Annotated in this window: 17 protein-coding genes; 10 read left to right on the top strand and 7 right to left on the bottom strand. The window is 70.5% G+C overall.

Annotation, left to right across the window (positions count from 1 at the left end; translation table 11 throughout):
• The first annotated feature begins 77 nt into the window (after nt 1-77).
• Both I4J89_RS00500 and I4J89_RS00505 read left to right on the top strand, forming a co-directional pair.
• Nucleotides 78-1,868 (top strand): NAD-binding protein, encoded by a 1,791-nt coding sequence (locus I4J89_RS00500; protein ID WP_196411772.1) that lies wholly within the window; start codon nt 78-80, stop codon nt 1,866-1,868.
• A 19-nt stretch (nt 1,869-1,887) separates the two neighbouring features.
• Entirely contained in the window at nt 1,888-2,355 is a 468-nt protein-coding gene (locus I4J89_RS00505; RefSeq protein WP_196411773.1) for a TIR domain-containing protein, read from the top strand.
• Here the strand turns inward: I4J89_RS00505 and I4J89_RS00510 are convergent.
• Nucleotides 2,336-3,301 (bottom strand): SCO2521 family protein, encoded by a 966-nt coding sequence (locus tag I4J89_RS00510; RefSeq protein WP_196411774.1) that lies wholly within the window; start codon nt 3,299-3,301, stop codon nt 2,336-2,338. The genes I4J89_RS00505 and I4J89_RS00510 overlap by 20 nt on opposite strands.
• Nucleotides 3,302-3,483: 182 nt before the next feature.
• Here I4J89_RS00510 and I4J89_RS00515 point away from each other — a divergent pair, with 182 nt between their 5' ends.
• Both I4J89_RS00515 and I4J89_RS00520 read left to right on the top strand, forming a co-directional pair.
• Nucleotides 3,484-4,449 (top strand): NAD(P)/FAD-dependent oxidoreductase, encoded by a 966-nt coding sequence (locus I4J89_RS00515; protein ID WP_196411775.1) that lies wholly within the window; start codon nt 3,484-3,486, stop codon nt 4,447-4,449.
• Nucleotides 4,450-4,526: 77 nt separating this feature from the next.
• On the top strand, nt 4,527-8,705 hold the full coding sequence (locus tag I4J89_RS00520; RefSeq protein WP_196411776.1) for a HEAT repeat domain-containing protein: 4,179 nt from the start codon (nt 4,527-4,529) through the stop codon (nt 8,703-8,705).
• Here the strand turns inward: I4J89_RS00520 and I4J89_RS00525 are convergent.
• From I4J89_RS00525 to I4J89_RS00540, 4 genes are all read right to left on the bottom strand, one after another.
• Entirely contained in the window at nt 8,674-9,651 is a 978-nt protein-coding gene (locus I4J89_RS00525) for an SCO2522 family protein (protein WP_196411777.1), read from the bottom strand. The genes I4J89_RS00520 and I4J89_RS00525 overlap by 32 nt on opposite strands.
• Nucleotides 9,648-10,565 (bottom strand): SCO2523 family variant P-loop protein, encoded by a 918-nt coding sequence (locus tag I4J89_RS00530; RefSeq protein WP_196411778.1) that lies wholly within the window; start codon nt 10,563-10,565, stop codon nt 9,648-9,650. Before I4J89_RS00530 ends, I4J89_RS00525 begins: the two co-directional genes overlap by 4 nt.
• On the bottom strand, nt 10,565-12,481 hold the full coding sequence (locus tag I4J89_RS00535) for an SCO2524 family protein (protein WP_196411779.1): 1,917 nt from the start codon (nt 12,479-12,481) through the stop codon (nt 10,565-10,567). Before I4J89_RS00535 ends, I4J89_RS00530 begins: the two co-directional genes overlap by 1 nt.
• Before the next feature lie 310 nt (nt 12,482-12,791).
• Entirely contained in the window at nt 12,792-14,000 is a 1,209-nt protein-coding gene (locus I4J89_RS00540; protein WP_196411780.1) for a DUF349 domain-containing protein, read from the bottom strand.
• Between the two features lie 180 nt (nt 14,001-14,180).
• Between I4J89_RS00540 and miaA the strand changes: the two genes are divergently transcribed.
• Genes miaA through I4J89_RS00555 form a run of 3 tightly spaced genes read left to right on the top strand, consistent with a single transcriptional unit; the run spans nt 14,181 to nt 16,656 of the window.
• The gene (gene miaA, locus I4J89_RS00545) at nt 14,181-15,086 is read left to right on the top strand and encodes a tRNA (adenosine(37)-N6)-dimethylallyltransferase MiaA (protein WP_309238122.1); all 906 of its coding nucleotides are present in this window, start codon (nt 14,181-14,183) and stop codon (nt 15,084-15,086) included.
• Between the two features lie 8 nt (nt 15,087-15,094).
• Nucleotides 15,095-15,925: a diaminopimelate epimerase gene (dapF, locus tag I4J89_RS00550; RefSeq protein WP_196411781.1), complete on the top strand. Its 831-nt coding sequence runs from the start codon at nt 15,095-15,097 to the stop codon at nt 15,923-15,925.
• On the top strand, nt 15,925-16,656 hold the full coding sequence (locus I4J89_RS00555) for a glycerophosphodiester phosphodiesterase (RefSeq protein ID WP_196411782.1): 732 nt from the start codon (nt 15,925-15,927) through the stop codon (nt 16,654-16,656). The genes dapF and I4J89_RS00555 overlap by 1 nt, the downstream gene beginning before the upstream one ends.
• A gap of 380 nt (nt 16,657-17,036) precedes the next feature.
• Here I4J89_RS00555 and I4J89_RS00560 read toward each other — a convergent pair whose 3' ends face one another.
• Nucleotides 17,037-18,494, bottom strand: a complete 1,458-nt coding sequence (locus I4J89_RS00560; RefSeq protein ID WP_196411783.1) for an NAD-dependent malic enzyme — start codon at nt 18,492-18,494, stop codon at nt 17,037-17,039.
• Between the two features lie 150 nt (nt 18,495-18,644).
• On the opposite strand from I4J89_RS00560, the gene hflX reads away from it, so the two are divergent.
• Together hflX and I4J89_RS00570 are read left to right on the top strand one after the other, a co-directional pair.
• Complete coding sequence (gene hflX / locus I4J89_RS00565) at nt 18,645-20,060, top strand: GTPase HflX (RefSeq protein ID WP_196411784.1); 1,416 nt, start codon at nt 18,645-18,647, stop codon at nt 20,058-20,060.
• A gap of 91 nt (nt 20,061-20,151) precedes the next feature.
• On the top strand, nt 20,152-21,930 hold the full coding sequence (locus I4J89_RS00570) for a hypothetical protein (protein ID WP_196411785.1): 1,779 nt from the start codon (nt 20,152-20,154) through the stop codon (nt 21,928-21,930).
• A gap of 223 nt (nt 21,931-22,153) precedes the next feature.
• Here I4J89_RS00570 and lexA read toward each other — a convergent pair whose 3' ends face one another.
• The gene (gene lexA / locus I4J89_RS00575) at nt 22,154-22,873 is read right to left on the bottom strand and encodes a transcriptional repressor LexA (RefSeq protein ID WP_230858209.1); all 720 of its coding nucleotides are present in this window, start codon (nt 22,871-22,873) and stop codon (nt 22,154-22,156) included.
• Between the two features lie 301 nt (nt 22,874-23,174).
• On the opposite strand from lexA, the gene I4J89_RS00580 reads away from it, so the two are divergent.
• The gene (locus tag I4J89_RS00580; protein ID WP_196411787.1) at nt 23,175-23,336 is read left to right on the top strand and encodes a hypothetical protein; all 162 of its coding nucleotides are present in this window, start codon (nt 23,175-23,177) and stop codon (nt 23,334-23,336) included.
• Nucleotides 23,337-23,542: the final 206 nt, after the last annotated feature.

The following is a 23,542-nucleotide window of genomic DNA, read 5'->3' on the forward strand; positions in this document are numbered from 1 at the left end:
ATGGACGGTGCGTAGCCGCTCAGGCGACGTCGTGTAACACTGTGGGCGATTCGGAGCCGTGTTGCCGAGAGGTGTCGATGGCCACCTTCCCCCGTACCCCCCTGTCTTTCCGGGATGAGCAGAGCCAGACCGCGGTGACCGCCACCCGGGCGGTCTTCGCCCTGATCGGGGTGCTGGCGCTGGTCCTGGGCTTCTTCGGGCTGGATCAGTACCTGGCCCGGGGTGACGATCCGGCCGCCCGCGACCCGCTCAACCTCATGTACGGCACGCTCCAGCTGTTCGTCCTCGGTGCCGATCCGCTGGAGGGCGGCACCGACTTCCCGCCGGCCCTCCAGATCGCCCGGTTCGCGGCACCCATCGTGACGCTGTACGCGGTCGTCGAAGCGGCCCGGCTGCTGCTCTCCTCGGAGCTGCGCCGGCTGCGTGCCCGCCGTTCGAGCGGGCACGTGGTGGTCTGTGGCGACACCTCGGTGGCGCGGACCCTCGCACACCGGCTGCACCTGAGCGGCCGCCGCGTCGTGGTGGTACGAACCCAGCCGATCGGCCCCCTGGAACTGCGCCGCCGCAGCCTGCTCGGGGTGCAGGGCGACGGCCGCGACCCGGACGTGCTGCGCGGTGCCGGCGTCGCCCGGGCCGCCGTGCTCTACGCCTGCGCGGACACCAGCGCCGCGAACCTCGCGATCGCGGCGGCCGCCGCCCGGGTGGCCTCCTCGCGCAGCGACATCGCCCTCTACGCCCAGATCCACGAGCCGGAGTGGGCATTGACCCTGCAGGCTCGCCGCCTGGGTGTGCCGCACACGCCGGGGCAGCGCCTGGACTTCTTCCATCTCGATCAGCTCGCCGTCCACGTGCTGCTCGACCAGCAGCCGCTGCCGGTCCGGCCGGACGAGGTCACGCGGCTGCTGGTCGCCGGCGACTCGTCGCTGGCACAGGTGCTGCTGCTGGAGATCGCCCGCCATTGGCGACTGCGCCGATCCGAACCGCACCAGCGGGTGGACGTGGACATCGTGGCCACGGACGCCGCCCGGAATCTCGGCGAACTGACCCACCGGCACGAGGTGATCCTGGACGGCTGCCGCCCGGTGCCGTACGAATCCTCCTTGCACGAGTTGCTGGAGGAGGGCGACCTGGGCCGCTACGACCGGGCCTTCCTGTGCTTCTCCGACGACCGGGAAGGGCTGGAACTGGCCCTGCGCGAGCACCGGCTCTGGCGCCGGGTGAGCGGTGACATCGTCGTGGTGGTGGACGCGCTCGCCTCGATCACCGAGGCGTTCAGCCGCCACCACCGGGAGCAGCCGCTGCTCGACCCGATCGACGGCCGGGTCAAGCTGTTCTCCGCGGTGGCCGCCGGCTGCGATCCGGCGCTGATCGCCGACGACCTGTCCGAGCGGCTGGGCCGCCTGATCCACGAGCGTTTCGTCGAGGGCTGTCTGCGCCGCGGCGAGAAACTGGGTAGCACACCCGCCCTGCGTCCGTGGGTGGACCTCGACGAGGAGCTGCGGCGATCGAACCGCCGGCAGGCCGACGACATCGGGGTCAAGCTGCACATGGTCGGCTGTGCCGTGGTGCCCGCCGACGGCAGCGCCGACGACTTCCGTTTCGCGCCGGACGAGGTCGAGCTGCTGGCCCAGCGCGAGCAGGAGCGGTGGGCGCGCGCGGCCCGAGCCGACGGGTGGGTGCACGGTCCGGAGCGGGACCGGGCTCGACGCCGATCTCCGGATCTGGTGGACTGGCAGGATCTGGGACCGGAGGGACGTGCCAAATGTCGCTCCGCAGTTCTGGAGATACCGCACATTTTGGCCGACGCCGGGTTTCGGGTGGTGCGGTTGACGGAAACTGGAGCAGATCGGGTGTTCGACCCGGCATGACGAGGGCGGGAGGACTGGGATGACGACCATCGGAGTCACCGGGCACATCCGCCTGACGCCGGCCGCCAGCAAGCTGATCTACCAGGAGCTCGTGCGTTACCTGATGAGGTTCCCCCGGGTGCACGGGATCACCTGTCTCGCCGACGGCGCCGACCAGCTATTCGCCCGCGCGATCCGGGCCTGCCACGGCACCTTCGACGTGGTGCTGCCCGGAGCGGCCACCCCGCCGGCCCGCCTGTTGACCCAGGCCGGCCGGGTGTCCCGGGTCGAGGTGCCCGGCCCGCCCGAGGCGGCGTACGAGGCGGCCAGCCGCGAGGTGGTCGACCGCAGCGACATCCTGGTCGCGGTCTGGGACGGCGACCCGGCCGGCGGGCGCGGCGGCACGGCCGAGACGGTCGAGTGGGCCCGGGCGCGAGGCAAGACGGTCGTGCAGCTCTGGCCCGCGGGTGCCCGCCGGATGCCGCCGGTCACCGTGCCGGTGGGCTGACCGGCCGCGTCGGACGGCGTCCGTCAGCCGCCTGCAACAGATCCAGCGTCTCGACCGTGATCTGGTCGCGGATGCGGGCCACCGCGGCCTCCCACTGCCGGGTGAAGCCGGGACGCTGGTCCAGCGCCTCCCATACCGGCAGCAGCTGCTCGGGCACGTGCGCGGCCGGCATCCAGAGATGCAGGAGATGCTCCAGCAGCGGTTGCAGCCGGCTCACCCGATCGGTACGGCTGCGGTCGTGGGCGAGCGTCGCGTCCAGGACGGACAGCACCGTGGTCAGCAGCCAGTCGTGCAGGGCCAGGTCCTCGCAGAGCGCGACCACAGCCGTCAGGTCCGCGGTGGGCACGCGAAGTTCCATAGTGCGGAGTTCATCCGAGACGAGCGTGAAGACACCGTCCGGTTCGCTCAGGCTTTTGTCCAGCACGGCGGTCCACCGCAGCCGGAGACGCGATGTTCGCAGCGGCGGTGCGTGGTCGACCAGCCGTGACCGTTGCACGGTGTCCACCATCCGGGTGGTGATCGCGCTGAGCTCCAGGGTCTTCGCGGTCCGGGCGCCGCTGAGCACGCCGAGCGCGACGTCCTTCGAGTCCAGTTTGCCGATCGCCTCCAGCTGTCCCGGGCTGGCCAGGTAGTGCGACCAGGGCAGCCGTACGGTGTTGCGGGCCGGCGCCACCTGGGCGTACGCGGAGCCCTGAATGACGTGCCCACCGACGACGACGACCCGGGCCAGCACGGTGCCGATGCCCCGGGTGTGCCGCCCGGAGACGGCCGGCAGGAGGCAGTCCACGCCTTCCTGCTGGTCCTGCGAGCAGGTGCGCCCGATGGGGCGCTCCACCGTCTGGATCCGCTCGTCCACCGCGGTGGCGACCAGCTGCTCGGTTCCTCGCCGGGACAGCGCGGCGGAGTTCTGCAGAAGCCCGGTCTGCACCTCGCCGAAAGCCAACATGAGTCCTCCGCGGACGTTTCCTGGATCCATCGTGACGCTCCGGTTCGAGGCCGGGCAAACAGCGGCGTGCCGAGCTCGCGCCGGAAGGATATGCGCTTGTCACGCCTGCTCGTCTCAGGTGCGGCCGGGCGCCGAAATTTCGGTCCGTGCGACGCCGCCGAGTAAGCCATTAGTGTCGGGGGGTGACCGTTACCAACGTCGATGCCATCGTGGTGGGTGCGGGCGTCTGCGGTTTGACGAGCGCCCTCTGTCTGGCCCGGCGTGGGTTGTCGGTGCGGATCGTGGCGCGGCGGCTCCCGCCGGACACCAGCTCCTGCGCGGCGGGGGCGATGTGGGGCCCCTTTCTGGTCGGTCACCCGGATGCCGGGCGGTGGGCGAGGGAGAGCCTGGAGGTCTTCCGTGAGCTCGCGGGCAGGCGCGCCGCCGGGGTCCGGATGGTACGCGGTGTCGAGGCGGCACGGGAGGTCGCGGTTCCGCATCCCTGGCTCTTCTACACCCGGGACCTGGAGGTCTGCGACGAGAGCGCGTGGCCGGGCTATCGCAGCGCCTGGCGTTACACCACGGCGGTGGTGGACATGCTCGCCTACTCGGACCATCTGATGGCGGAGCTGCGCGCCGCGGGCGTGGCGGTGGAGCAGCGTGAGATCGCCTCGCTGCGTGCACTGGTGGGCAGTGCCCCGGTCGTCGTCAACTGCAGCGGCTCCGGCGCCCGCCGGCTGGCCGCGGATCCGGCCCTGATCCCGGTGCGCGGTGTGGTGGTGGTCGTCGGCAACCCCGGGATCGACACCTTCTTCGCCGAGGAGGGAGCGGGCCCGGAGCTCACCTACTTCATCCCGCACGGTGACACGGTGGTGCTGGGCAGCACCCTGGAGACGCCGGGCGGGGCACCCGTGCCGGAAACCGTGGCGGTGGAGCGCATCCGGGAGCGCTGCGCGGAGATCGAGCCGCTGCTCCGGGACGCTCCGGTGATCGGCGTCCGGGCCGGTTACCGCCCGGTGCGCGACGAGATCCGGCTCGAGGTGACCAGCCTGGACGGCCAGCTCATCGTGCACAACTACGGCCACGGTGGTGGCGGGGTCAGCGTCTCCTGGGGCTGCGCACACGACGTGGCGTCCATGGTGGAGGCTTGCCTGTCCCGGATATATTGACCGCTACGCAGCGCTGCCGGGGAGCGTCGCCGAGTGATCGCCGCTGCCTGCTCCGGCTGTGGCGAGGGGAGAAATGCTTGACCGAGGCCTACATCTCCGCCACGTTCGAGGATCTGAGGGAGTGCCGCCAGGCGGTCCGCAGTGCGCTCGAGCTGTTCGGCCTGCCGTTCCGGACGATGGAGAAGTATTCCGCCGGTAAGTCCACCCCTCTGGCACGCTGCCTCGCCGATGTCGAGTCGTGCGACATCTACATCGGCATCTTCGCCTGGCAGTATGGCGACACCCCGCCCAACCAGTCGAAGTCCTTCACCCACCTGGAGTACGAGCACGCCGTCGCCAGGGGTAAGGACTGTCTCATCTTCCTGCACAACCAGGACGCGCCATGGCCGGTCAGGTTCGTCGACCGCGGCCCGAAATCGGTACACGTCGACGCGCTGCGAAAGGTGTTGCAGACCCAGCACCTGTGCGACTTCTTCGACTCGCCCAGCGACCTCGCCCTGCTGGTCTACGGCGCGGTCCACAAGCTGCTGGAGGAGCGTGCCCGGGAGGAGACCCCGGTGCCCGCCGTTGCCCAGGTGGCCGGCCTGAGCCCGGCGGCGACCGAGCACTACTTCGAGCGCCTCCGCCAGCAGTACGGCGGGCTCGACCTGCTCAATCTCTCCCCCCAGCAGTACCTCGGCACGCAGTTGCTGGACGTCTTCGTGGAGCCGCGTGCGCGTGACGACCAGCCACCGCCCGCACTCGATCCCAGTCCGCGCGGTGCGGCCGACGCCAAGCGCTACGACCGGTCGGCCCTGCCGAAGTCCTGGCCCGGGCAGCCGGTTCTCGACGTGGTGTGCGACCGGCAACGCCTGGTGCTGATCGGTGACCCGGGCGCCGGCAAGTCAGCCGTCGTGCGTTACCTCGCCCTCCGCCTCGCCCGCGCGCACGCCGACGAACGGCTCGCTGTCCTCGCCGATCACCTGCCGATCCTGGTCGAGCTGCGGTCGTACGCCGGGGCCGTCGCCGCCGGCCAGTGCCGCAACTTCCGGGAGTACCTGGCGTACCGCGCGGCCACCGACGGCTATGAGGAGGAGCCCGACGGCCTGCGCCTGCACCTGGCCCGCGGTGACCCGGCGGTGGTGATCTTCGACGGCCTCGACGAGATCTTCGACCGGCGCATCCGGGAGGAGACGGCCGGGCAGATAGCGGCCTTCGCCGAGAGCTTCCCCAATGCCCGGGTCGTGGTGACCACTCGCCCCGCGGAGTACAACCGGGTTGCCTTGGCCGCGGCCGGCTTCGCCCACTACACCCTGCAGCGGTTCGCACCGGAACAGGCCGCGGACTTCCTGGGCCGCTGGTTCCAGGCGGTGTCCGAGACCGACGCCACGGTCCGGCGCGAGGTCGTCCTCGGCACCATCCGCCGGTCGCCGGAGCTCACCGAGCTGGCCGGCAATCCGATGCTGCTCAGCATCCTCGCCGTGCTCGGGCGGCATCGCATGCTGCCGAAACAGCGGTGGCGGCTCTACAAGGAAGCCGCCGTCACGCTGGTGCACAGCTGGGATGACAGCCGGATGGTGAACACGGACGCCGGGTCGCAACTCCTCGACGCCGACGAGAAGCACAATCTGCTGCGCTCATTGGCGTTCGACATGATGTCCGGCCGGCTGGGACCCCACGGTGATCATGTGAGCGGCGACGAGCTCCGGCAGATCTTCGCCCAGCACCTGGTGCGGCAGGGTTCGAGCTGGACCGAGGCGAAGGCGTCCGCCAAGCAGACCATCGAGCAGCTCCAGAAGCGTAGCTTCGTGCTGGGCCGGGCCGGTCGCGCCGACTACCGCTTCGTGCACCGGACGTTCCTGGAGTTCTACTGTGCCTGGGCGATCGTCGAGAGGTTCAAACGGCACGAGGCGCGCGAGGAGATCAAGTCCCTGTTCCGCGACAGGTGGGCGGATCCGGGATGGCGGGAGACACTCCGGCTGGTCGCCGGCCAGGTGTCGGTGCCGCTCGCGGCCGAGCTCGTCGAGTTGCTCGTCACCGAGATCAATCCGGACTGGCACCGGGATCCTCCGCCCGACCCGCCGTGGAACGTGGTGCTGGCCGTGCAGTGCCTGGCCGGGATTCACCCGATCGAGGACGCCGGGCCGGCCGCCGGCCTGGTGTTGCGTCAGGTCAGCCTGGTTCTGGAGCACTGCGCCAGGACGCCGGCCGAGTCCCGTTCGGCCTACTCGGATCTGCTGGTCGACGAGCTGATCCCGGCGGTCGAGGCGGTCGGATCGAGCTGGCCGGAGAGCGAGACCTACCTGGACTGGTATCGGCGGGTGGGAGTGCGGATCGTCAGCGACCAGCTATCGGCATCCACGTCCCGGGCGATCGACACCGCCGCGCTCGCCGAGACCCCTGCGGTCTCCGCGGCCCGGATCGCGGCGATCCTCGCGAAGCCGGGGGAACGCCTGGTCGAGACGTTCGAGTCCCAGCTCGACGATGCCGCCGACGTCCGGATCCTCTGTGCCGCGGTGGCCGGCCTCGGCGAGCTGGCGCAGCAGGCAGTCCGGCATGAGGCGACCGAGCGGGGCCGGCCGGCGCTGGAGCCGCTGTTGCGCATCGCCCGTGGTGCCGAACAAGCGGTTGTCCGCCTCGCTTCGGTGCAGGCCCTGGCACCCCTGGCCGCGGTCTATCCCGAGTCACGCGACGTGCTCTTCGAGGCGGCGAGCACCGATGCCTTCTCCACGGTCCGGCTCTCGGCCGTACAGATTCTCGGTGAGCGTCTGAGCGGTGAGCCGGGTGTCGTGGAGGTCCTGCTCCATTCCCTGCGTAACGATCATCATGCGGTGGTACGCGCCGGCGTGGTACGGGTTCTGGCGCGGAGCCGGCAGCTCTCGGGCGAGGTGGTGGAGGCCTTGATGGAGGCCTGCCGCCGTGACCCGGCATCGGAGGTGGTGGAGGCGGCCGCCGGGGTGTTGCTGCCCCGCGCCGAGACCGATGGCGAGGCCCGTGAGGTGCTGCTGGCCCGGATGGGTAGCGACCCTGTCGCCGGTGTCCGCCGGACCGCGGTCGGCCTGCTCGGGCGCAGCGGCTCCGAGGGCGCCCTGCTCGAGCGGATCCGCGATGACACGCACGGACTGGTGGTCCGGGATGCGGCCGTCGCCCTCGCAGCCCGTGGTCAGCGGCCGCGGGAGCGATCGTGGGAGGCGCTGAGGGCCCGCCTCGCCGCCGAACCGGACGAGGTGATGCGGCGCGCCGTGGTTCGTACGCTCAGCAGCGCCTACGGGTCCCATCCCCGCCTGGAAGCCGCCCTGACGACGGCGGCCCGCGACACCGAGCCGTCCGTCCGGCTGGCCGCGGTGCAGGGGCTGGCCGACCTACCGGAGACCACGTCCCGGCGGCGCCTGCTGGTCCGTGTCGCCGGCACGGACGCGACACCGTCGGTCCGTCAGGCCGCTGTCGAAGCGCTCGGCTCGGACCGCGACGAGACCGTCACCAAGGCGCTGGTCGAAGTCGCCGAGAACGACCGGGACACGGAGATCAGGACGGCTGCTCTGCGCGGCCTCTGCGGCCGGCCCCTGGACGCCGCGACGGGCGGCGCACTGGTGCCGCTCACCGGCGACGGCCACCACCCGCAGATACGTCTGGCAGCGCTCCAGGTGCTGATCGGATTCTGCCCGGCCGGGGTCGATCTAGCCGGGGTGCTGCTGGATCGGATCTCCCATGACAGCGTGGGTGAGGTTTTCGCCGCCGCCGCGGCCGCCGCGGTCGGCGATACCACCACCGCGGCCCCGCTCTGGACCGTGATCGCGGAACGTGCCACCAGTGACCCCAAGCCGGAGATCCGCGCGGCTGCGGTGGGGCTCCTCGGTTCCGGCGCCGATCCGAAGACCGCCGCCGAGGTGTTCCGGGATCGGGTCCGGCGCGACGCCGATCCGTCAGTGGTCGCCGCGGCGGCGGCCGCGGCCGCCGACCTCCAGGAGGACGACCTGCGCGACGAACTGCTGGCCCGGCTCTCCAGCGGGGAGCCGGCGATCCGGCAGGTCGTGATCCGGGCCCTGGCCGGCTGGCTCACCGACGACACGGTGCGCCGGGAGGTGCTGACGCAGGCCCGGGACGCGGAGCAGCACGAGGTGCGGCGGGCGGCGGTGGAGATCCTTGAGCCGGTCGCCCACCTGGGCGACGTTCAGGACGTCCTGATCACCTGCACCGCGGATGAGGACTTCGCGGTCAGCAGCACCGCGCAGAACCTGCTCCGTCTCAACGACCGGTGGCGGGAGCCCAATCGTTGATGAAGGCGTAATCGATGCGATCGAGGATCTCCGGCGGGAGCTGGATGCTCTCGGCGCGAGCCCGGGCGTTGAGGTCCGCCGTGATGAGCGCGTCGACCTCGACCTGTTGCAGCACCGTCCGGGCGGCCATCTCGACCTCCATGAAACGGGTCGGGAGGATCGAGAAGCTGCGGTACGCGCAGAACGGGTTCGGGGTGTCGGTCAGCTTGATCACCGGCGGCAGATCGGACCAGGCGCTCGGGTAATCGCCCCGCACCTTCACCGGCTTGGTGAGCTGCTTGTCCTCCGGCCGGAGGACACCCAACCGGAGGAGCTGCCACACCGAGGCCAGGAACGAGCACGACCACAGGTCGTCCTTGATCTGCACGTCCATGAAGATGGAGTGCCGGTTGGCGGCGGTCTGTTCGGGGCCGTGCCACGTACCGTCCGCCATGGCCGGCACCACTGTGGGGTCGAAGGACCGGCGACCGTTCGCCAGCCAGCCGGATTTCTCGAGCGGCGGCCGGCTCCCGTTGGCGCCGGGCAGCGGCTCCGGAACGATGCTGTCGAAGACCTGCTGCGCCAGCTTGGTCGCCCCGAACTCGGCGCAGCTCGACTCACGGGCGATGTAGTCGATCTCCAGCCCGCTCTTGGCGGCCGCGTCGACCACTTTCTTGATGATCACCCGGGGATCGTCGAGCCGGCTGAAGTAGTCGTCGATCAGAAAGCACGTGCTGATGCGCGACGACGTGCTGCCCCAGCGGCCCATCGACTTGGTGGCCTTGACCCAGTGGGAGACGCTCCGGAAGTACTCGGCGAGCCGGCTCTCACTCTCCGGGTCCTGCAGGTCCTCCATGTAGAGGTGGCCCAGCTCGAGCGAGACGTGCGAGAGCCCGACGGAAGGAGCGGTCCGTTCGGCCGCCTTCTCCCGGTAGACCACGCGTTGGCGGTGCGGGGCTACCGTCATAGGGTCTCCCAAGCAGAGTCGTCGACGAGGCGCCTCGCCAACGAATCGAAGGCGTTTCGCGTCTCCTGGTTCGCGACGCCGGCCACCACGTCCTTGTCAGTGATCAACTGTTCCTGCCATTGCAGCATGGGATCCAGAGGAACGGTCCCTAATACTAAATTTTTGCCGACTTGGTGGTCTCCCGCCAGCCGGGTGAGTCGCCTATTGCACTCGTCGAGCCAAACGCCCTGCTTAGCGGTGAGGCCACTCTGTGCCGAAGGTGCCGGATCGATCACCGCGGTGCGGACGTATCGAAGATTGCTGGCGAACTCCTGCCGGTCGTGACCCAGGGTCTGTGCGGAGGCGAGGAGGCCGTGCGGCCCGTTGACGAGGCCGCCCGCCGCCACCACGTGCTGCCTGGTCCACCGGTGGAAGACCAGCCAGCGACTCATGATGTTGCGCATCTCCGGCCTGGCGGTCACCTTCAGAACCGTTTCGACGGCGATGTTCCGCCCGGCGCTGAGGTCGACCATGCAGAGGCTGAACTCCTCGTTGAGCCGGAGGAACAGCTTGAGACACTGCTCCTCCAAGCCGCCCCGCCTCGGGAAGTCGCCGCTGCCGACGTCACCCGGGAGCAGGACGAGACGGCCGGTGTTGGCCTGCCCCTCACGGATGGCGCGCCGGTCGGTCGACGTCCAGATGTCGATGCGCTCCGGCTCCTCCACCTCCTTGAGCAGGAAGCGGTAGAGGCCGGACCCGCTCTGGGTGCCGTTCTCAGCCTTCTCGATGCCGAAGATGGCGCCCGCTGTCGGCGAGCCGAAGTCGAAGTCGAGGTAGCAGACGTCGTTGCCCTGCAGAGCGCTGCGATACAGCAGGTTGCTGCTGGTCACCGATCGGCCGGTACCGCCCTTGTCGGACGCGGCGAAGACGAACATCAGATCGCCGTACTCTCGTTCTGGCGGACGGCGTCGAGGCCGTCGAGCTCCAGCAGGATCCAGCTCACCAGGGCGGTCGCCGATCCCGGCCGGGTACGAGCGATGGATCGCGCCCGGTCGAGTTTGGCCCGGATCTCGGTCAAGACGTCCATCACCTCGAGGCTGGCATCGGCGGAACCCCTCATGAGCTCCATGTCGTACAGGTGCTCGGCCTCGAACAGCAGGTCGAAGGCGTGGATCACGAGCCGGTCGTTGACGAGCGGTTCCTCGCTCAGCAGGTTAGCCGTGCTGACCAGGCCCGCCACCACCCGTTCGGTGTAGTACCACGACGGTTGCTCGTACCCGGGGAGCTCTTCGAACACGTTGGACGGCTGGTCCCACAGTCTGCGGTGGCTCGTGCCGGACAGCCGGCGGCGGGAGAGATGGTCCCACACCCCGTCCGCCAGGCGCAGCAGGCGCGCGCGCTCCTCCACGTCGCTCAGCAGGCCGGCGATGGCGACCGAGCGCTGGAGCAGCAGAGAGGCGAACTCCCCGACGTACCACACCGATTTCGTCTTGTCCGGTGAGTCGTCGGCGCTGCCCTCCAGGACGACCTCCAGGCCGGGATGGTGCAGCCGCAGGCCCGAGTCGCCCGGGCGGTGCCGGCGGGTCACCCGGCCCTCGTTCGACAGGTCGGCCAGCACGGCGCCGATCCGGGCCAGGCGGGTGTCCGCACCGCGTCGCCGGACCAGGTCCTTCACCACGATCGAGGTCACCAGGAGGCTGTAGTACTCGCTGCGGAGCCCGTCGGTGGTCTGCCATGGTGGGTCCTCCAGCGGCCACTTCGGCCCGCCGCTGAACGTCGCCACCGTCGCCCAGTAGGTGAGGGTGAGATCCCAGCGCAGCTGGAGCGCACGCGACAGGCGCTGCTGCTCCTCGTTGAGCAGACCCAGCACACGGGTCCGCTCGGAGAAGAGGTCCTCGATCGCGTCGACCGCCACCACGGTGAAGTAGAGGTACGGCTTGTTCTCCGCGATGCCCTCCGGCTGCGGGCCGATGTCCTCGATCTCCTCCGGCGGCGCTGCGGCCGGTACCTCTCCGGTGGCCGGCTCGCCCCCTCCGACCGGCTTGTACTCCAGCGCGACCTCGGGCGCTTCCTTGACGATGCCCCACGACCAACCGCACTCGAAGAGCGCGTTGGCGCCCTCGAGCGCCTGCGTCTGCCCCGATCCGATCAGGACCTCGCCGAAGGACGCGATCGTCTCCTGCAACGCCGTACGGAATTGGTTGACGACCGTCTTGGACGGCGCCTGGCTCTTGTTGATGGTGCGGAGCAGGACCTGCCCGGGATCGTCGTCCGCCTCGAAGACGTGCGTGGAGAAGCTCCGGAGCAGGCCGACCATGGCCGCGGTGAGCCGGGTGCTGGCGAGTCTTTCCAGCTCCCGCAACTCGCGGCGCAGATTCATCCGGGTGACGGACTGCCGGAAGATGCGGACGAAACCGATGGTGGCCAGCGACAGCGTCACCGAGATCGCGAACGAGTCCACGATGTCGCGACCCAGCTGCTCGTCGGTCAGCTTGCCGCCCTCGTCGGACTTGTAGTAACTGCCGCCGGAGAAGATCGGGCGGCCGTCGTTCTTCTCGTCGACGTACCGGGTGAAGTAGTCGGTGGCGATCCGGACCAGGTTGAGCGGGATGCTCTTCTCGTCGCCGAGCGGCCGGAGTGCCTCGAGCATGGCGTCGGCCGTGGCGTTCGGCCGGTCCAGCGCGAACGGTGTCACCTGTGTGGCCGGGAGCAGGATGCAGAGCAGCTGCTCGGCGTCACTGATGGAGTTGGATCCGTCGCGGCCACCCCAATGCCATCGACCGTCGCGCCACGAGCTCAGAACCGTCGCTTTCCAGGTCTCCAGCAGATGCTGTCGCGGTTCGATCCTCACCGGTGCACACCACCATCTCCGCAGACGGGCCCAAAGGCGACAGATGCCCGCGGCTCACCGGCTGCACCGAGGGGGCCTCGGCCGCCCGGCGTGCCGCGGAGCCGGACCGGCGTACATCTGGTTCGGTCGATAGCCGCTCGGTCCGCGCTGACTCCCTCATGATGTCGCACCCGTCAAGCTATCAACCGCGCAGGCGCTCCAAAGTAGCGCTACGAGCGGGGCTAAGTCGATCCGACCCTCCAATGAAGAACGAAAAGAGCGGGGCGACGGACCACTGGTCCGGCGCCCCGCTCCTCCGATCGTGTTGTACTCAGTTCGCCTGTTCGGCCAGCGCCAGGAACTGCTTCTTGGAGGCCAGTGCCTGCTCAGCCTCCTTGATCCGCCGAGCGTCGCCGGCGGCCTGTGCCCGGGCCAGCCGCTGCTCGGCCTCGGCGACCTGGTCGCGCATCTGGCGCAGCAGCGGGTTGTCCTGCGGGCTGGTCTTGCGCCAGGCCGAGTCCATCGCCACCCGGATCCGCTCCTCCGCGGCCCGCCAGCGGCGGTCCAGCGAGGCGGCCGCCTCGCGCGGCACCCGGCCGGCGTCGTGCCAGGCGGCCTGGGCGTCGCGGAGCCGGTTCTGCGCGCCACGCGGGTCGGCGTCGACGTCGACGGCCTCGATCTCGGCCAGGATGGCCTGCTTCTTCTCCAGGTTGCCCTGGTACTCCGCGTCACGGGCGGAGAAGACCTCGCTGCGCCGGGTGAAGAAGGCGTCCTGAGCGGCCCGGAAGCGTTCCCAGAGGCGCTGCTCGGCTTCCTTGGCGGCGCGCGGAGCCGCCTTCCACTCGGCCATCAGCTCCTTGAGCCGGTTCGCCGTGGTGGACCACTCGGTCGAGTCGGAGAGACCCTCCGCCTCCTTGACCAGCTCTTCCTTGGCCGTCTGGGCCTGCTTGCGCTGCCCGTCGAGGGTGGCGAAGTGTGCACCGCGGCGGCGGGTGAAACCGTCCCGGGCGGCGGCGAACCGCTTCCACAGCTCACCGTCGGTCTTCTTGTCGACGCCGCGGATGGTCTTCCACTCGTCGAGGATCTCCTTGAGCCGGTCGCCGGCCGACTTCCAGCCGGTCGCCTCGGCGGCGATCTTCTCCGCCTCCTCGACCAGGGCGGTCTTGCGCGCCAGCGCCTCGGTACGGGCCACCTCACGGGCCGCCCGAGCCTCCCCGGCCTTCTCCTCGGCCAGGCCGGCGAGCCGCTCCAGCCGGGCGGCGAGACCGTCGATGTCACCCACCACGTGGGCCTCGTCGAGCTGGGTGCGGAGCCGTTTGACGCTGCTCAGCGAGTGCGAGGCGTCTGCCGCGCCGGACTTGAGGCGAGCCTCGACGAGGTCGACCTCGGTCACCAGGTCGTCGAAGCGCCGGGCGAAGTGAGCCAGCCCTTCCTCTGGCGTGCCCGCCTGCCAGGAGCCGACCACCCGGTCGCCCTCGGCGGTCTTCACGTACACGGTGCCGTCGGCATCCACGCGCCCGAAGGCCGTCCAGTCGTTCATGAGCTCATCCTCGTTCTCCCGGCGTCATCGGACCCGGACGGGCCCGTGGCCACCGCCATAGCGCAGTCGAATGCCAATCTTCCCACCGGCATTCTTTCTCGCGCATTGTCACAGGTCCAACCCGGTTAGGGGAAAGCTCCCGCCGACGACCGTGACACAACGGTGTCCTACGGTTGATCGGTGCCGTTCCGGTCAGACTCCCGCGTGATCACCGTCGTCGGCCCGACGGCGGCCGGCAAGTCCGCGCTGAGCGTCGCCCTGGCCCACGAGTTGGGCGGCGAGGTGGTCAACGCCGACTCGATGCAGCTCTACCGCGGGATGGACATCGGCACGGCCAAGTTGAGTGTCGAGGAGCGCGAGGGCGTACCGCATCATCTCCTCGACATCTGGGACGTGACCGAGCCGGCGGCGGTCGCGGAGTACCAGCGGCTGGCCCGGGCGGCGATCGACGACATCCTCGGCCGGGGGCGGGTGCCGCTGCTGGTCGGCGGCTCCGGTCTCTACGTGCGGGCGGTGCTGGAGGACTTCGAGTTCCCGGGCACCGACCCGGCGGTCCGGGCGCGGCTGGAGGACGAGCTGGCCGTGGCCGGCCCGGCGGCCCTGCACGACCGCCTGCGTGAGCGGGACCCGGTCGCCGCGGCGAAGATCCTGACCTCCAACGGCCGCCGGATCGTCCGCGCGCTGGAGGTGATCGAGCTGACCGGTCAGCCGTTCACCGCCGCCCTGCCGGACCCGGTACCGGTCTATGACGCGGTGCGGATCGGCGTCGACCGGGACACCACCGACCTGGACGAGCGGATCGCGCTGCGGGTGGACCTGATGTGGGCGGCGGGCCTGATCGACGAGGTCCGCGGTCTGGACGGCATCCGCGAGGGGCGGACCGCCTCCCGGGCTCTCGGTTACCAGCAGGCGCTCGCGCAGATCGACGGCCTGCTCACCGAGGCCCAGGCCAAGGAGGACACGGTCCGCGGCACTCGCCGGTTCGTCCGGCGGCAGCGGTCGTGGTTCCGGCGGGACCCGTCCGTCACCTGGCTGGACGGCGCCACCACGACGCTCCTGGCGGACGCTCTTACGCTTGCGCGATGATTGGCGGCGTGCGTTTTACCAAGGGCCATGGAACCGGCAACGACTTCGTCATCCTTCCCGACCCCGACGGTGAGCTGGAGCTGACGGCCGAGCGCGTGGCCGCGCTCTGCGACCGGCACCGGGGCATCGGCGGCGACGGCGTGCTCCGGGTGGTGCGCAGCGCCAAGCACCCCGAGGCGGCCGGGCAGGCCGGCGAGGCCGAGTGGTTCATGGACTACTGGAACAGCGACGGCTCGTTCGCCGAGATGTGCGGCAACGGCGTCCGCGTCTTCGTCCGCTATCTGATGAGCAACGACCTCGCCACGCCCGGCCCTGCGGGCCTGCCGGTGGCAACCCGGGCCGGGATCATGGTCGCGCAGGTCAATGACGGCTCGATCCGGGTGCGCATGACAACCCCGCGGGTGTACGCCGGAAGCACCGCCACCATAGGAGCCCTGACCGTTCCCGGGGTCGCGGTGGACTGCGGGAACCCGCATCTGGTCTGCAACCTGCACGACGGGGTGCGGCTGGCCGTCCTGGACCTGACCAGACCACCCGGCCACGACCCCGCGGTCTTCCCGGGCGGGGTGAACGTCGAGTTCGTCGAGCCCGCCGAGCCGGTCGACGGTGTGGACGGGCACGTCCGGATGCGCGTGCACGAGCGTGGCTCCGGCGAGACCCTGTCCTGCGGCACCGGGGCCTTGGCGGTCGGCGCGGTGGCGCTGCGCGACGCGGGCCTGACGACCGGCTCGATCGCCGTGGACCTGCCCGGCGGCCGGCTGATCGTGACCCACGACGACGACGGGGTCTGGTGGCTGGAGGGCCCCGCCGTGCTCGTCGCCACCGGCGAGGTGCTCTGATGCTGCACCGCGTCGCCCACCGCGGCTACTCCACGGTGGCGCCGGAGAACACGCTGCCCGCCTTCGACGCCGCGGTGCGGGCGGGTGCCACCCTGGTCGAGTTCGACGTGCGGGTGACCCGGGACGGCGTACCCGTGGTGATCCACGACCGGACGGTCAACCGCACCACCTCCGGCACCGGCCGGGTCTGGGACCTGACCTACGACGAGATCGCGGCGCTGGACGCCGGCTCCTGGTTCGGCGCCGGGTTCACCGGTCTGCGGGTGCCGACGCTGGCCGAGACCCTGGACCTGCTGGCCGCCGGAACGGCCGAGCTGCTCGTCGAGATCAAGCCGCCGGCCACGCTCGACGAGGTGAAGACGATCGTCGCCCAGCTCGCCGAGCGAGACCTGCTGGCGCGCTCGGTCATCCAGAGCTTCGACGCCGACGTGCTCCGCAAGGTCCGCGGCCTGGTCCCGGACGTACGCCTCGGGCTGCTGCTGTTCCGCTTCGACGCGGAGACCGTCGCGACCTGTCGTGAGCTGGACGTCGCCTACTGCAACCCGGACCTCGAGGACGTGCTGTCCCACCCGGAGACGATGGCCGGCCTAGCCGAGGCCGGCGTCCAGGTGATGCCCTGGACGCCGAACGACATGGCGCGGTGGCGTCCCCTGGTGGACGCCGGGGTGGCCGGCTTGATCACCGACCACGTCGGCGAACTCACCGGCTGGGTCAACGCCGGCTCGGTCTGAACCCGCTCGGTCATACAACGCCGTGGTCAAGGTTCGCTCGCCGGTCACTCTCTTTCTTCGGTACGCGTGACCGGCGTCTTGCCGAAGCCGACGCGTGCCGCCCTGCCCGACGCGAGCCAGGCTTTCCGTCCCGGCCGCAGCGCGACCGCCGGGAAACACCAGTCCGTCCCGCTGCGGGCGGGCCGGGCGCGGTTTTGCTCTGGTTGCTTGCCAGCGCCCGGTCGCCGTAACCGCCAGGTGATGCTGTTTCCCGGCGGTCGCGCTGGGGCGGCGAGGCAAAGCCGGGCTCGCGCCGGGAGAGCGGGGACAGGGTCGGCTTGGGCGGGACGCCGGTCACGCGTACCCCGAAAAAGCGCAACCGGCAGGCAGAGATCCGCGGTCTAGAAGGCGTCGGGAGCCTGGTCCAGTTCCGAATCCGGCGCCGCCGACGGGTTCGTCGGCGCCGGCGTCCCCTTGACCACTGCCCGGATCGCGGCGGCCACGGCCGGCGTCACCCGCGCGTCGAAGACGCTCGGAATGATCACCGTCGGGTTGAGCTTGTCCTCGCCCACCACGTCCGCGATGGCCCGGGCCGCGGCTAGGGCCATCTCCTCGGTGAACTCCTCGGCGCTGACGTCGAGCATGCCGCGGAACACACCGGGAAAGGCCAGCACGTTGTTGATCTGGTTGGGCTGGTCGGATCGGCCGGTCGCCACCACGGCGGCGTGCTTGCGGGCCTCGCGCGGGTCCACCTCGGGGTCCGGGTTCGCCAGCGCGAACACGATCGACTTCTCCGCCATCCGGGCGATGTCGTCGCCGGTGAGCAGGTTCGGCGCGCTGACCCCGATGAAGACGTCGGCACCGGCGATCGCTCCGGGCAGGTCACCGGAGTAGTTGGCCTTATTGGTGTGGTCGGCCAGCCACTGCCAGGTCTCCGTCATGTCCGGCATCCCGCGGTGCAGGGCGCCCTTCCGGTCGTACGCGATGATGTCGCCCACGCCCTGCCGCAGCAGCAGCTTCATGATCGCGGTGCCGGCCGCGCCGGCGCCGGAGACGACCACCTTGACGTCCTGCATCCGCTTACCGACCACCCGCAGTGCGTTGGTCAGCGCGGCCAGTACGCAGATCGCGGTGCCGTGCTGGTCGTCGTGGAAGACCGGGATGTCGAGCAACTCCCGCAGCCGCGCCTCGATCTCGAAGCACCGCGGCGCCGCGATGTCCTCCAGGTTGATCCCGCCGTACGCGGGCGCGATCGCCCGGACGATGTTGACGATCTCGTCGGTGTCCTGGGTGTCCAGGACCACCGGCCAGGCGTCCACGCCGCCGAACCGCTTGAAGAGCGCCGCCTTGCCCTCCATCACCGGCATCGCCGCGGCCGGCCCGATGTTGCCGAGGCCGAGCACCGCCGAGCCGTCGCTGACCACCGCGACGGTGTTGCGCTTGATGGTGAGGCGGCGGGCGTCGGCCGGGTTCTCGGCGATCGCCATGCAGACCCGCGCCACGCCCGGCGTGTACGCCCGGGACAGCTCGTCCCGGTTACGCAGAGCGACCTTCGACGACACCTCGATCTTGCCGCCGAGGTGCAGCAGGAACGTACGGTCGGACACCTTCCGGACGTCCACCCCGTCCTGGTCCTCGAGCTGCTTGACCACCTGGTCGGCGTGCGCGGCGTCGGCGGTGTCACAGGTGAGGTCCACGAGCACGTGGGTGGGGTCGGAGTCCACCACGTCGAGTGCCGTCACGATCGCTCCGGCCTCACCCACACAGGTGGTGAGCCGGCCGATGGACGAGGCGTCCGCGGTAACGGCGATGCGAATCGTGATCGAGAATCCTGCGCTCGGCAGGCGGGTGGTCACCACGGTGTTCCCTCCGACGTTGGTGGGTGAGTATCCGCATTCTCGCTCTTGCGGAATAGTCGATTCGCTCGCGGTGGTTACTAGTGAGTTAGCCCAGTTATGTGGATGCGCCGCCCGACGGGACATGCCACGATCGGGCGGAGGAGGTCACTTTTGCGAAACACGTACCAGACACCCGTCCTTGACGAGCCGGATCTGACGACCGGCGAGCTCGAGCTCGAGGAGCGGCACTCGCTCAGGCGGGTGGCCGGTCTCTCCACCGAGCTCACCGATGTAACCGAGGTTGAGTACCGGCAGTTGCGACTCGAGCGAGTCGTGCTGGTCGGGGTGTGGACCGAGGGCAGCGTCGACGACGCGGAGAACTCGCTGACCGAGCTCGCCGCCCTCGCCGAGACCGCCGGTTCGCAGGTGCTCGAAGGCCTTATCCAACGCCGCAAGCAACCCGACGCGGCCACCTTCATCGGCCGGGGCAAGGTCGACGAGCTACGTGACGTGGTTCTCGACACCGGCGCCGACACCGTCATCTGTGACGGCGAGCTGTCCCCGTCCCAGCTGCGTAACCTTGAGCAGCAGACCAAGGTCAAGGTGGTCGACCGGACCGCCCTGATCCTCGACATCTTCGCCCAGCACGCCAAGAGCCGCGAGGGTAAGGCTCAGGTCGAGCTGGCCCAGCTGCAATACCTCCTGCCGCGACTGCGCGGCTGGGGTGAGACCCTCTCCCGCCAGTCCGGTGGCTCCGGTCGCGGCGGTGGCGCCGGCGGCGGCGTGGGTCTGCGTGGTCCCGGTGAGACCAAGCTCGAGACCGACCGGCGGCGCATCAACCAGCGCATCTCGCGCTTGCGGCGCGAGATCAAAGCCATGCGGACGGTACGGGAGACCAAACGGTCCCGCCGTGCCGCGAGCGGGGTCCCGGCCGTGGCGATCGCCGGTTACACCAACGCCGGCAAGTCCAGCCTGCTGAACCGGCTGACCCAGGCCGGCGTGCTGGTGGAGAACGCGCTCTTCGCCACCCTGGACCCGACCACCCGGCGCGCTTCCGCGGAGGACGGGCGGGTCTACACCCTCTCCGACACCGTGGGTTTCGTCCGGCACCTGCCGCACCAGATCGTCGAGGCGTTCCGCTCGACGCTGGAGGAGGTGGCCGACGCCGACCTGGTGGTGCACGTCGTCGACGGCGCCCATCCGGACCCGGAGGGCCAGGTCAGCGCGGTCCGCGAGGTGCTGGGCGAGGTCGGCGCCGACCGGCTTCCCGAGCTGCTGGTGGTCAACAAGGTCGACGCCGCCGACGAGGAGACGAAACTTCGGCTCAAGCGGACATGGCCGGACGCCGTCTTCGTCTCCGCCCGCTCCGGCACGGGGCTGGCGGAGCTCCAGGCGGCGATCGCCGACCGGCTGCCCCGGCCGGCGGTCGACCTGACCGTCCTGATCCCGTACGACCGGGGTGACCTGGTGGCCCGAGTGCACCGGTCCGGTCAGGTGATCCAGTCCCGTCACTTGGACGACGGCACTGAGCTGCACGTTCGCGTGAACGAGCAGCTCGCCGCCGAACTGGCCGGATTCAGCCGCTGATCGGCGTGCGGAAACGGACTTCAGGGGCGGTCCACCCTGCATTGATCCACACGTAATACCGGTACGAGACGCCGCGTGCGACACTGTGCGGATGCGGCGTCTCGTGTTTCCGATCATCGTGGGTGTGGGCCTGGTGATGGTCGGCTCCTCCAGCGCGTCCGCCGAGGACCCGACCCCCGCGGCGACGGTCAGCGCGAAGGCGACGCCGGGCAAGAAACTGTGCAAGATCACCGACAAGCGGCTCACCGAGATCTCCGGCATCGTGGCGACGAGCAAGGGTTACGTCGTCATCAATGACGGGACGACCGAATCGGCCAAGGAGAAGATCTTCTTCCTGGACCGCGAGTGCGCTGTCGACAAAGTGCAGGACTACAGCGGCGAGGGCCCGCTCGACCCGGAGGACCTGGTCCTCTCCGCCGACGGCGAGACGCTGTGGATCGCCGACATCGGTGACAACGGTGTCCGGGCCGCCGACCCGGATCCCCGCCCGAGTGTCGCGCTCTGGAGCATGCCGGCCGGCGGCGCGAAGAAGCCGGCGTTGCACCGGCTGAGCTACCCCGAGGGTGACAGCCACGACGCCGAGGCGCTGCTGCTCAGCGGCGACGGCACTCCGCTCATCGTGACCAAGGAGATCGGCAAGCCGGCGGCCGTCTACCAGCCGACCGCCCCGCTGAAGGCGCGCAACTCCGAGGCCGTGCCGATGAAGAAGGTCGCGGAGATCAACGTCAACGCGACCGAGACGGCCGGCAACACGCTGGCCCGGATCGGCAACAAGACGATCACCGGCGGGGCGGTCGCGTCCGGCGGCGCGAAGGTGGCGCTGCGGACCTACACCGACGCGCTCGAGTGGGACGTCACCGGCGGGGACGTGATCGGTGCGCTGAAGAAGGAGCCGCGGACCACCGGCCTGCCCAACGAGCCGTTCGGCGAGGCGATCTCGTACAGCGCCGACGGAAAAGCCTTCCTCACGGTCTCCGACATGAACGGGGACAGCGCCACCGCCAACAACATCCGGGAGTACACGCCGGCCACCACGGTGGCCGCGCTCTCCGAGAAGTCCGGCAAGGGCGGAGCCAGCGACTCCTGGTATTCCGATCTCACCGTCGACGACGTCACCTACATGGTGGCCGGCGTTGGCGCGCTGGGCCTGATCCTGGTCGGGGTCGGCGTCTTCGGCATCATGCGTTTCCGCAAGTCACCGGCGGCCGCGGCCGGCGCGGACGACCTGTCCACCGGCCTGAAGACCACCGACCCGGAGACCGAGCTGATCGGCGTCGGCGGTGCGCCGCAGCGGGCCGCCGCCTACGGCGGTACTCGTCCCGGCGCGGGTTCGGGCCCGGTCTACGGCGCCCAGTCCGGTCCGCCCGGCGGCGCCCCGCAGCGCGGCACCGGCGTTTACGGCGGCAGCCCGGGCAACGGCCCGCAGTACGGCCGCCCGGCCGCCCAGCCGCCGCGCGGCCCGCAACAGACGCCCGCACGAGGCCCGCAGCAGCCCGCCCGGGGTCCCCAGCAGCCCGCCCGGGGTCCCCAGCAGCCGGCCCGCGGTCCGCAGCAGCCCGCGCGTGGCCCGCAGCAGGCTCCGGCTCGCGCCCCGCAGCCGCCGCCGCGTGGTCCGCAGCAGGCGCCCGGCCGTGTTCAGCAGCCCCCGGCTCGTGGTCCGCAGCAGCAGCCGCCGCGCGGTCCGCAGCCGCCGCCGCCCGGCCGGGGACACCAGCCCCCGCAGCGTGGTGGCGGGAGTTATGGTGGCCAGCAGCAGGGCCGAGGTCCGCAGCCGCCGCGCGGTCCCCAGCAGGGACAGGCGCAGCGGTCCCCGGGCGTCTACGGTGGCGGCGGCCGCCCTCAGCCCGGCCAGGACGGCTACCACCGGTAACAGACATCAAAGGCCCGGTTCCCACTCGATGAGCGGGGGACCGGGCCTTTTCAATGTGCCGTCATGCGCGGGTGCGTGCCGCTCAGCCGGGCCTCCATCGACCTGGCGCCGCAGTCCACGGCGGCCGTCCCGGGCGGCCTCGCTGTTGCACGCGGCGCTGGGCCGCGAGGCGCTGGGCCGCGAGGCGCTGGGCCGCGACCATCCGTCCCGGGCGGCCTCGCCGTCACACGCGGCGCAGGACCGCGACCACCCGTCCCATGATCGTCGCGTCGTCGCCCGGGATCGGGTCGAAGGCCGGGTTCGCCGGCATGAGCCAGACGTGCCCGTCCCGCTGCCGGTAGCTCTTCACCGTCGCCTCGCCGTCGATCATCGCGGCCACGATGTCGCCGGCCTCGGCGGTCGGCTGCTGGCGTACCACCACCCAGTCCCGGTTGCAGATGGCCGCGTCGATCATCGAGTCGCCCTTGACCTCCAGCATGAAGACCTCGCCCTCGCCGACCAGCTCGCGGGGCAGCGGGAAGAAGTCCTCCACGGCCTGCTCGGCCAGGATCGGGCCACCGGCGGCGATCCGCCCGACGAGCGGCACATACGCCGGCTGCGGCCGGGCCGCCCGCATCGCCTCGTCGTCGACCAGCTCACCCGGCGCCCGTACGTCAACGGCGCGCGGCCGGTTCGGGTCGCGCCGGAGGTAGCCCTTGGTCTCCAGCGCCTTCAACTGGTACGCCACACTGGACGGGGACACCAGCCCGACCGCCTCCCCGATCTCCCGCACGCTGGGCGGGTATCCGTACCGCTCCACCCAGTCGCGGATGAACTCGAGGATCCGGCGCTGACGTGCGGTGAGGTCGGTGGCGACTGCCTCGGGCAGGTGGCCGACCGGTGTCACCGACCGCAGCTGGGGTGCGTCGGCCCCGCGGGCGCGGCTCGGGGTACGGCGCCGCATTGCCGCCGAGGCGCCGACCGCCTCGGGTTTCCCGGTCTGTTGCTGTCGGCTCGTCCGGTCGTCGGTCGACACGTCCGCCCTCCCTGTCGGCCAGTGCCTGTCGGCACGTGGTGCGTCGCGGAGCCGGGCAGACGCCGTGGGGATGGCGTTTGTCCGGCTGACCCCTTCTGACGGAAAACCTAGTAGGCGGGTGCGACTTATTCAAACATCTGTACGACTTTCCCCCGGCGTGTCGCTCAGAAGTGCTCGACTTCCGTACCTGTGTTCTGATAGACCGTCGTACGCACGTTCTATCGAACGCATGTCCGAGAAGGGGGAACTCGTCATGGTGGTCAATGGTGCGCGACACGCCGAACCGCCGCTGCGACTCACCCGGCGCGGCCGGGTCGTGCTGCTCAGCCTGTTCTTCCTGATGTCCGCTCTTGCCAGTGTCGTGCTCTTCGCGACCGCCTCGCAGGGCTGACTTTCGGCGCGTCGAGCCCCGGCCCGCGGGCGCTCCGCGTGATCGTGACATCACCCCTGGTGGTGAGGTGCAAAATACGGCGCGTCGGCACGCCGCTGAACTTGCATCGGCGTCCGCCGGGGCATAGCGTCTACCCCAACATCTAGTGGTTACACGGATGTAAGTCATCCACAGGTTGGGTTTCCTTCTCCCGGTTATCCACATGC

It is taken from the genome of Actinoplanes aureus (assembly GCF_015704865.1).
Classification (GTDB): Bacteria; Actinomycetota; Actinomycetes; order Mycobacteriales; family Micromonosporaceae; genus Actinoplanes; species Actinoplanes aureus.

Excerpts from the sequence above, each read along its gene's own strand:
- I4J89_RS00505 (WP_196411773.1), top strand. The coding sequence starts at position 1,888 with ATGACGACCATCGGAGTCACCGGGCACATCCGCCTGACGCCGGCCGCC.
- I4J89_RS00540 (WP_196411780.1), bottom strand. The coding sequence starts at position 14,000 with ATGAACGACTGGACGGCCTTCGGGCGCGTGGATGCCGACGGCACCGTG.
- I4J89_RS00580 (WP_196411787.1), top strand. The coding sequence starts at position 23,175 with ATGTCCGAGAAGGGGGAACTCGTCATGGTGGTCAATGGTGCGCGACAC.
- I4J89_RS00570 (WP_196411785.1), top strand. The coding sequence starts at position 20,152 with ATGCGGCGTCTCGTGTTTCCGATCATCGTGGGTGTGGGCCTGGTGATG.
- I4J89_RS00530 (WP_196411778.1), bottom strand. The coding sequence starts at position 10,565 with ATGTTCGTCTTCGCCGCGTCCGACAAGGGCGGTACCGGCCGATCGGTG.
- I4J89_RS00510 (WP_196411774.1), bottom strand. The coding sequence starts at position 3,301 with ATGTTGGCTTTCGGCGAGGTGCAGACCGGGCTTCTGCAGAACTCCGCC.
- I4J89_RS00555 (WP_196411782.1), top strand. The coding sequence starts at position 15,925 with ATGCTGCACCGCGTCGCCCACCGCGGCTACTCCACGGTGGCGCCGGAG.
- I4J89_RS00500 (WP_196411772.1), top strand. The coding sequence starts at position 78 with ATGGCCACCTTCCCCCGTACCCCCCTGTCTTTCCGGGATGAGCAGAGC.
- I4J89_RS00525 (WP_196411777.1), bottom strand. The coding sequence starts at position 9,651 with ATGACGGTAGCCCCGCACCGCCAACGCGTGGTCTACCGGGAGAAGGCG.
- lexA (WP_230858209.1), bottom strand. The coding sequence starts at position 22,873 with ATGCGGCGCCGTACCCCGAGCCGCGCCCGCGGGGCCGACGCACCCCAG.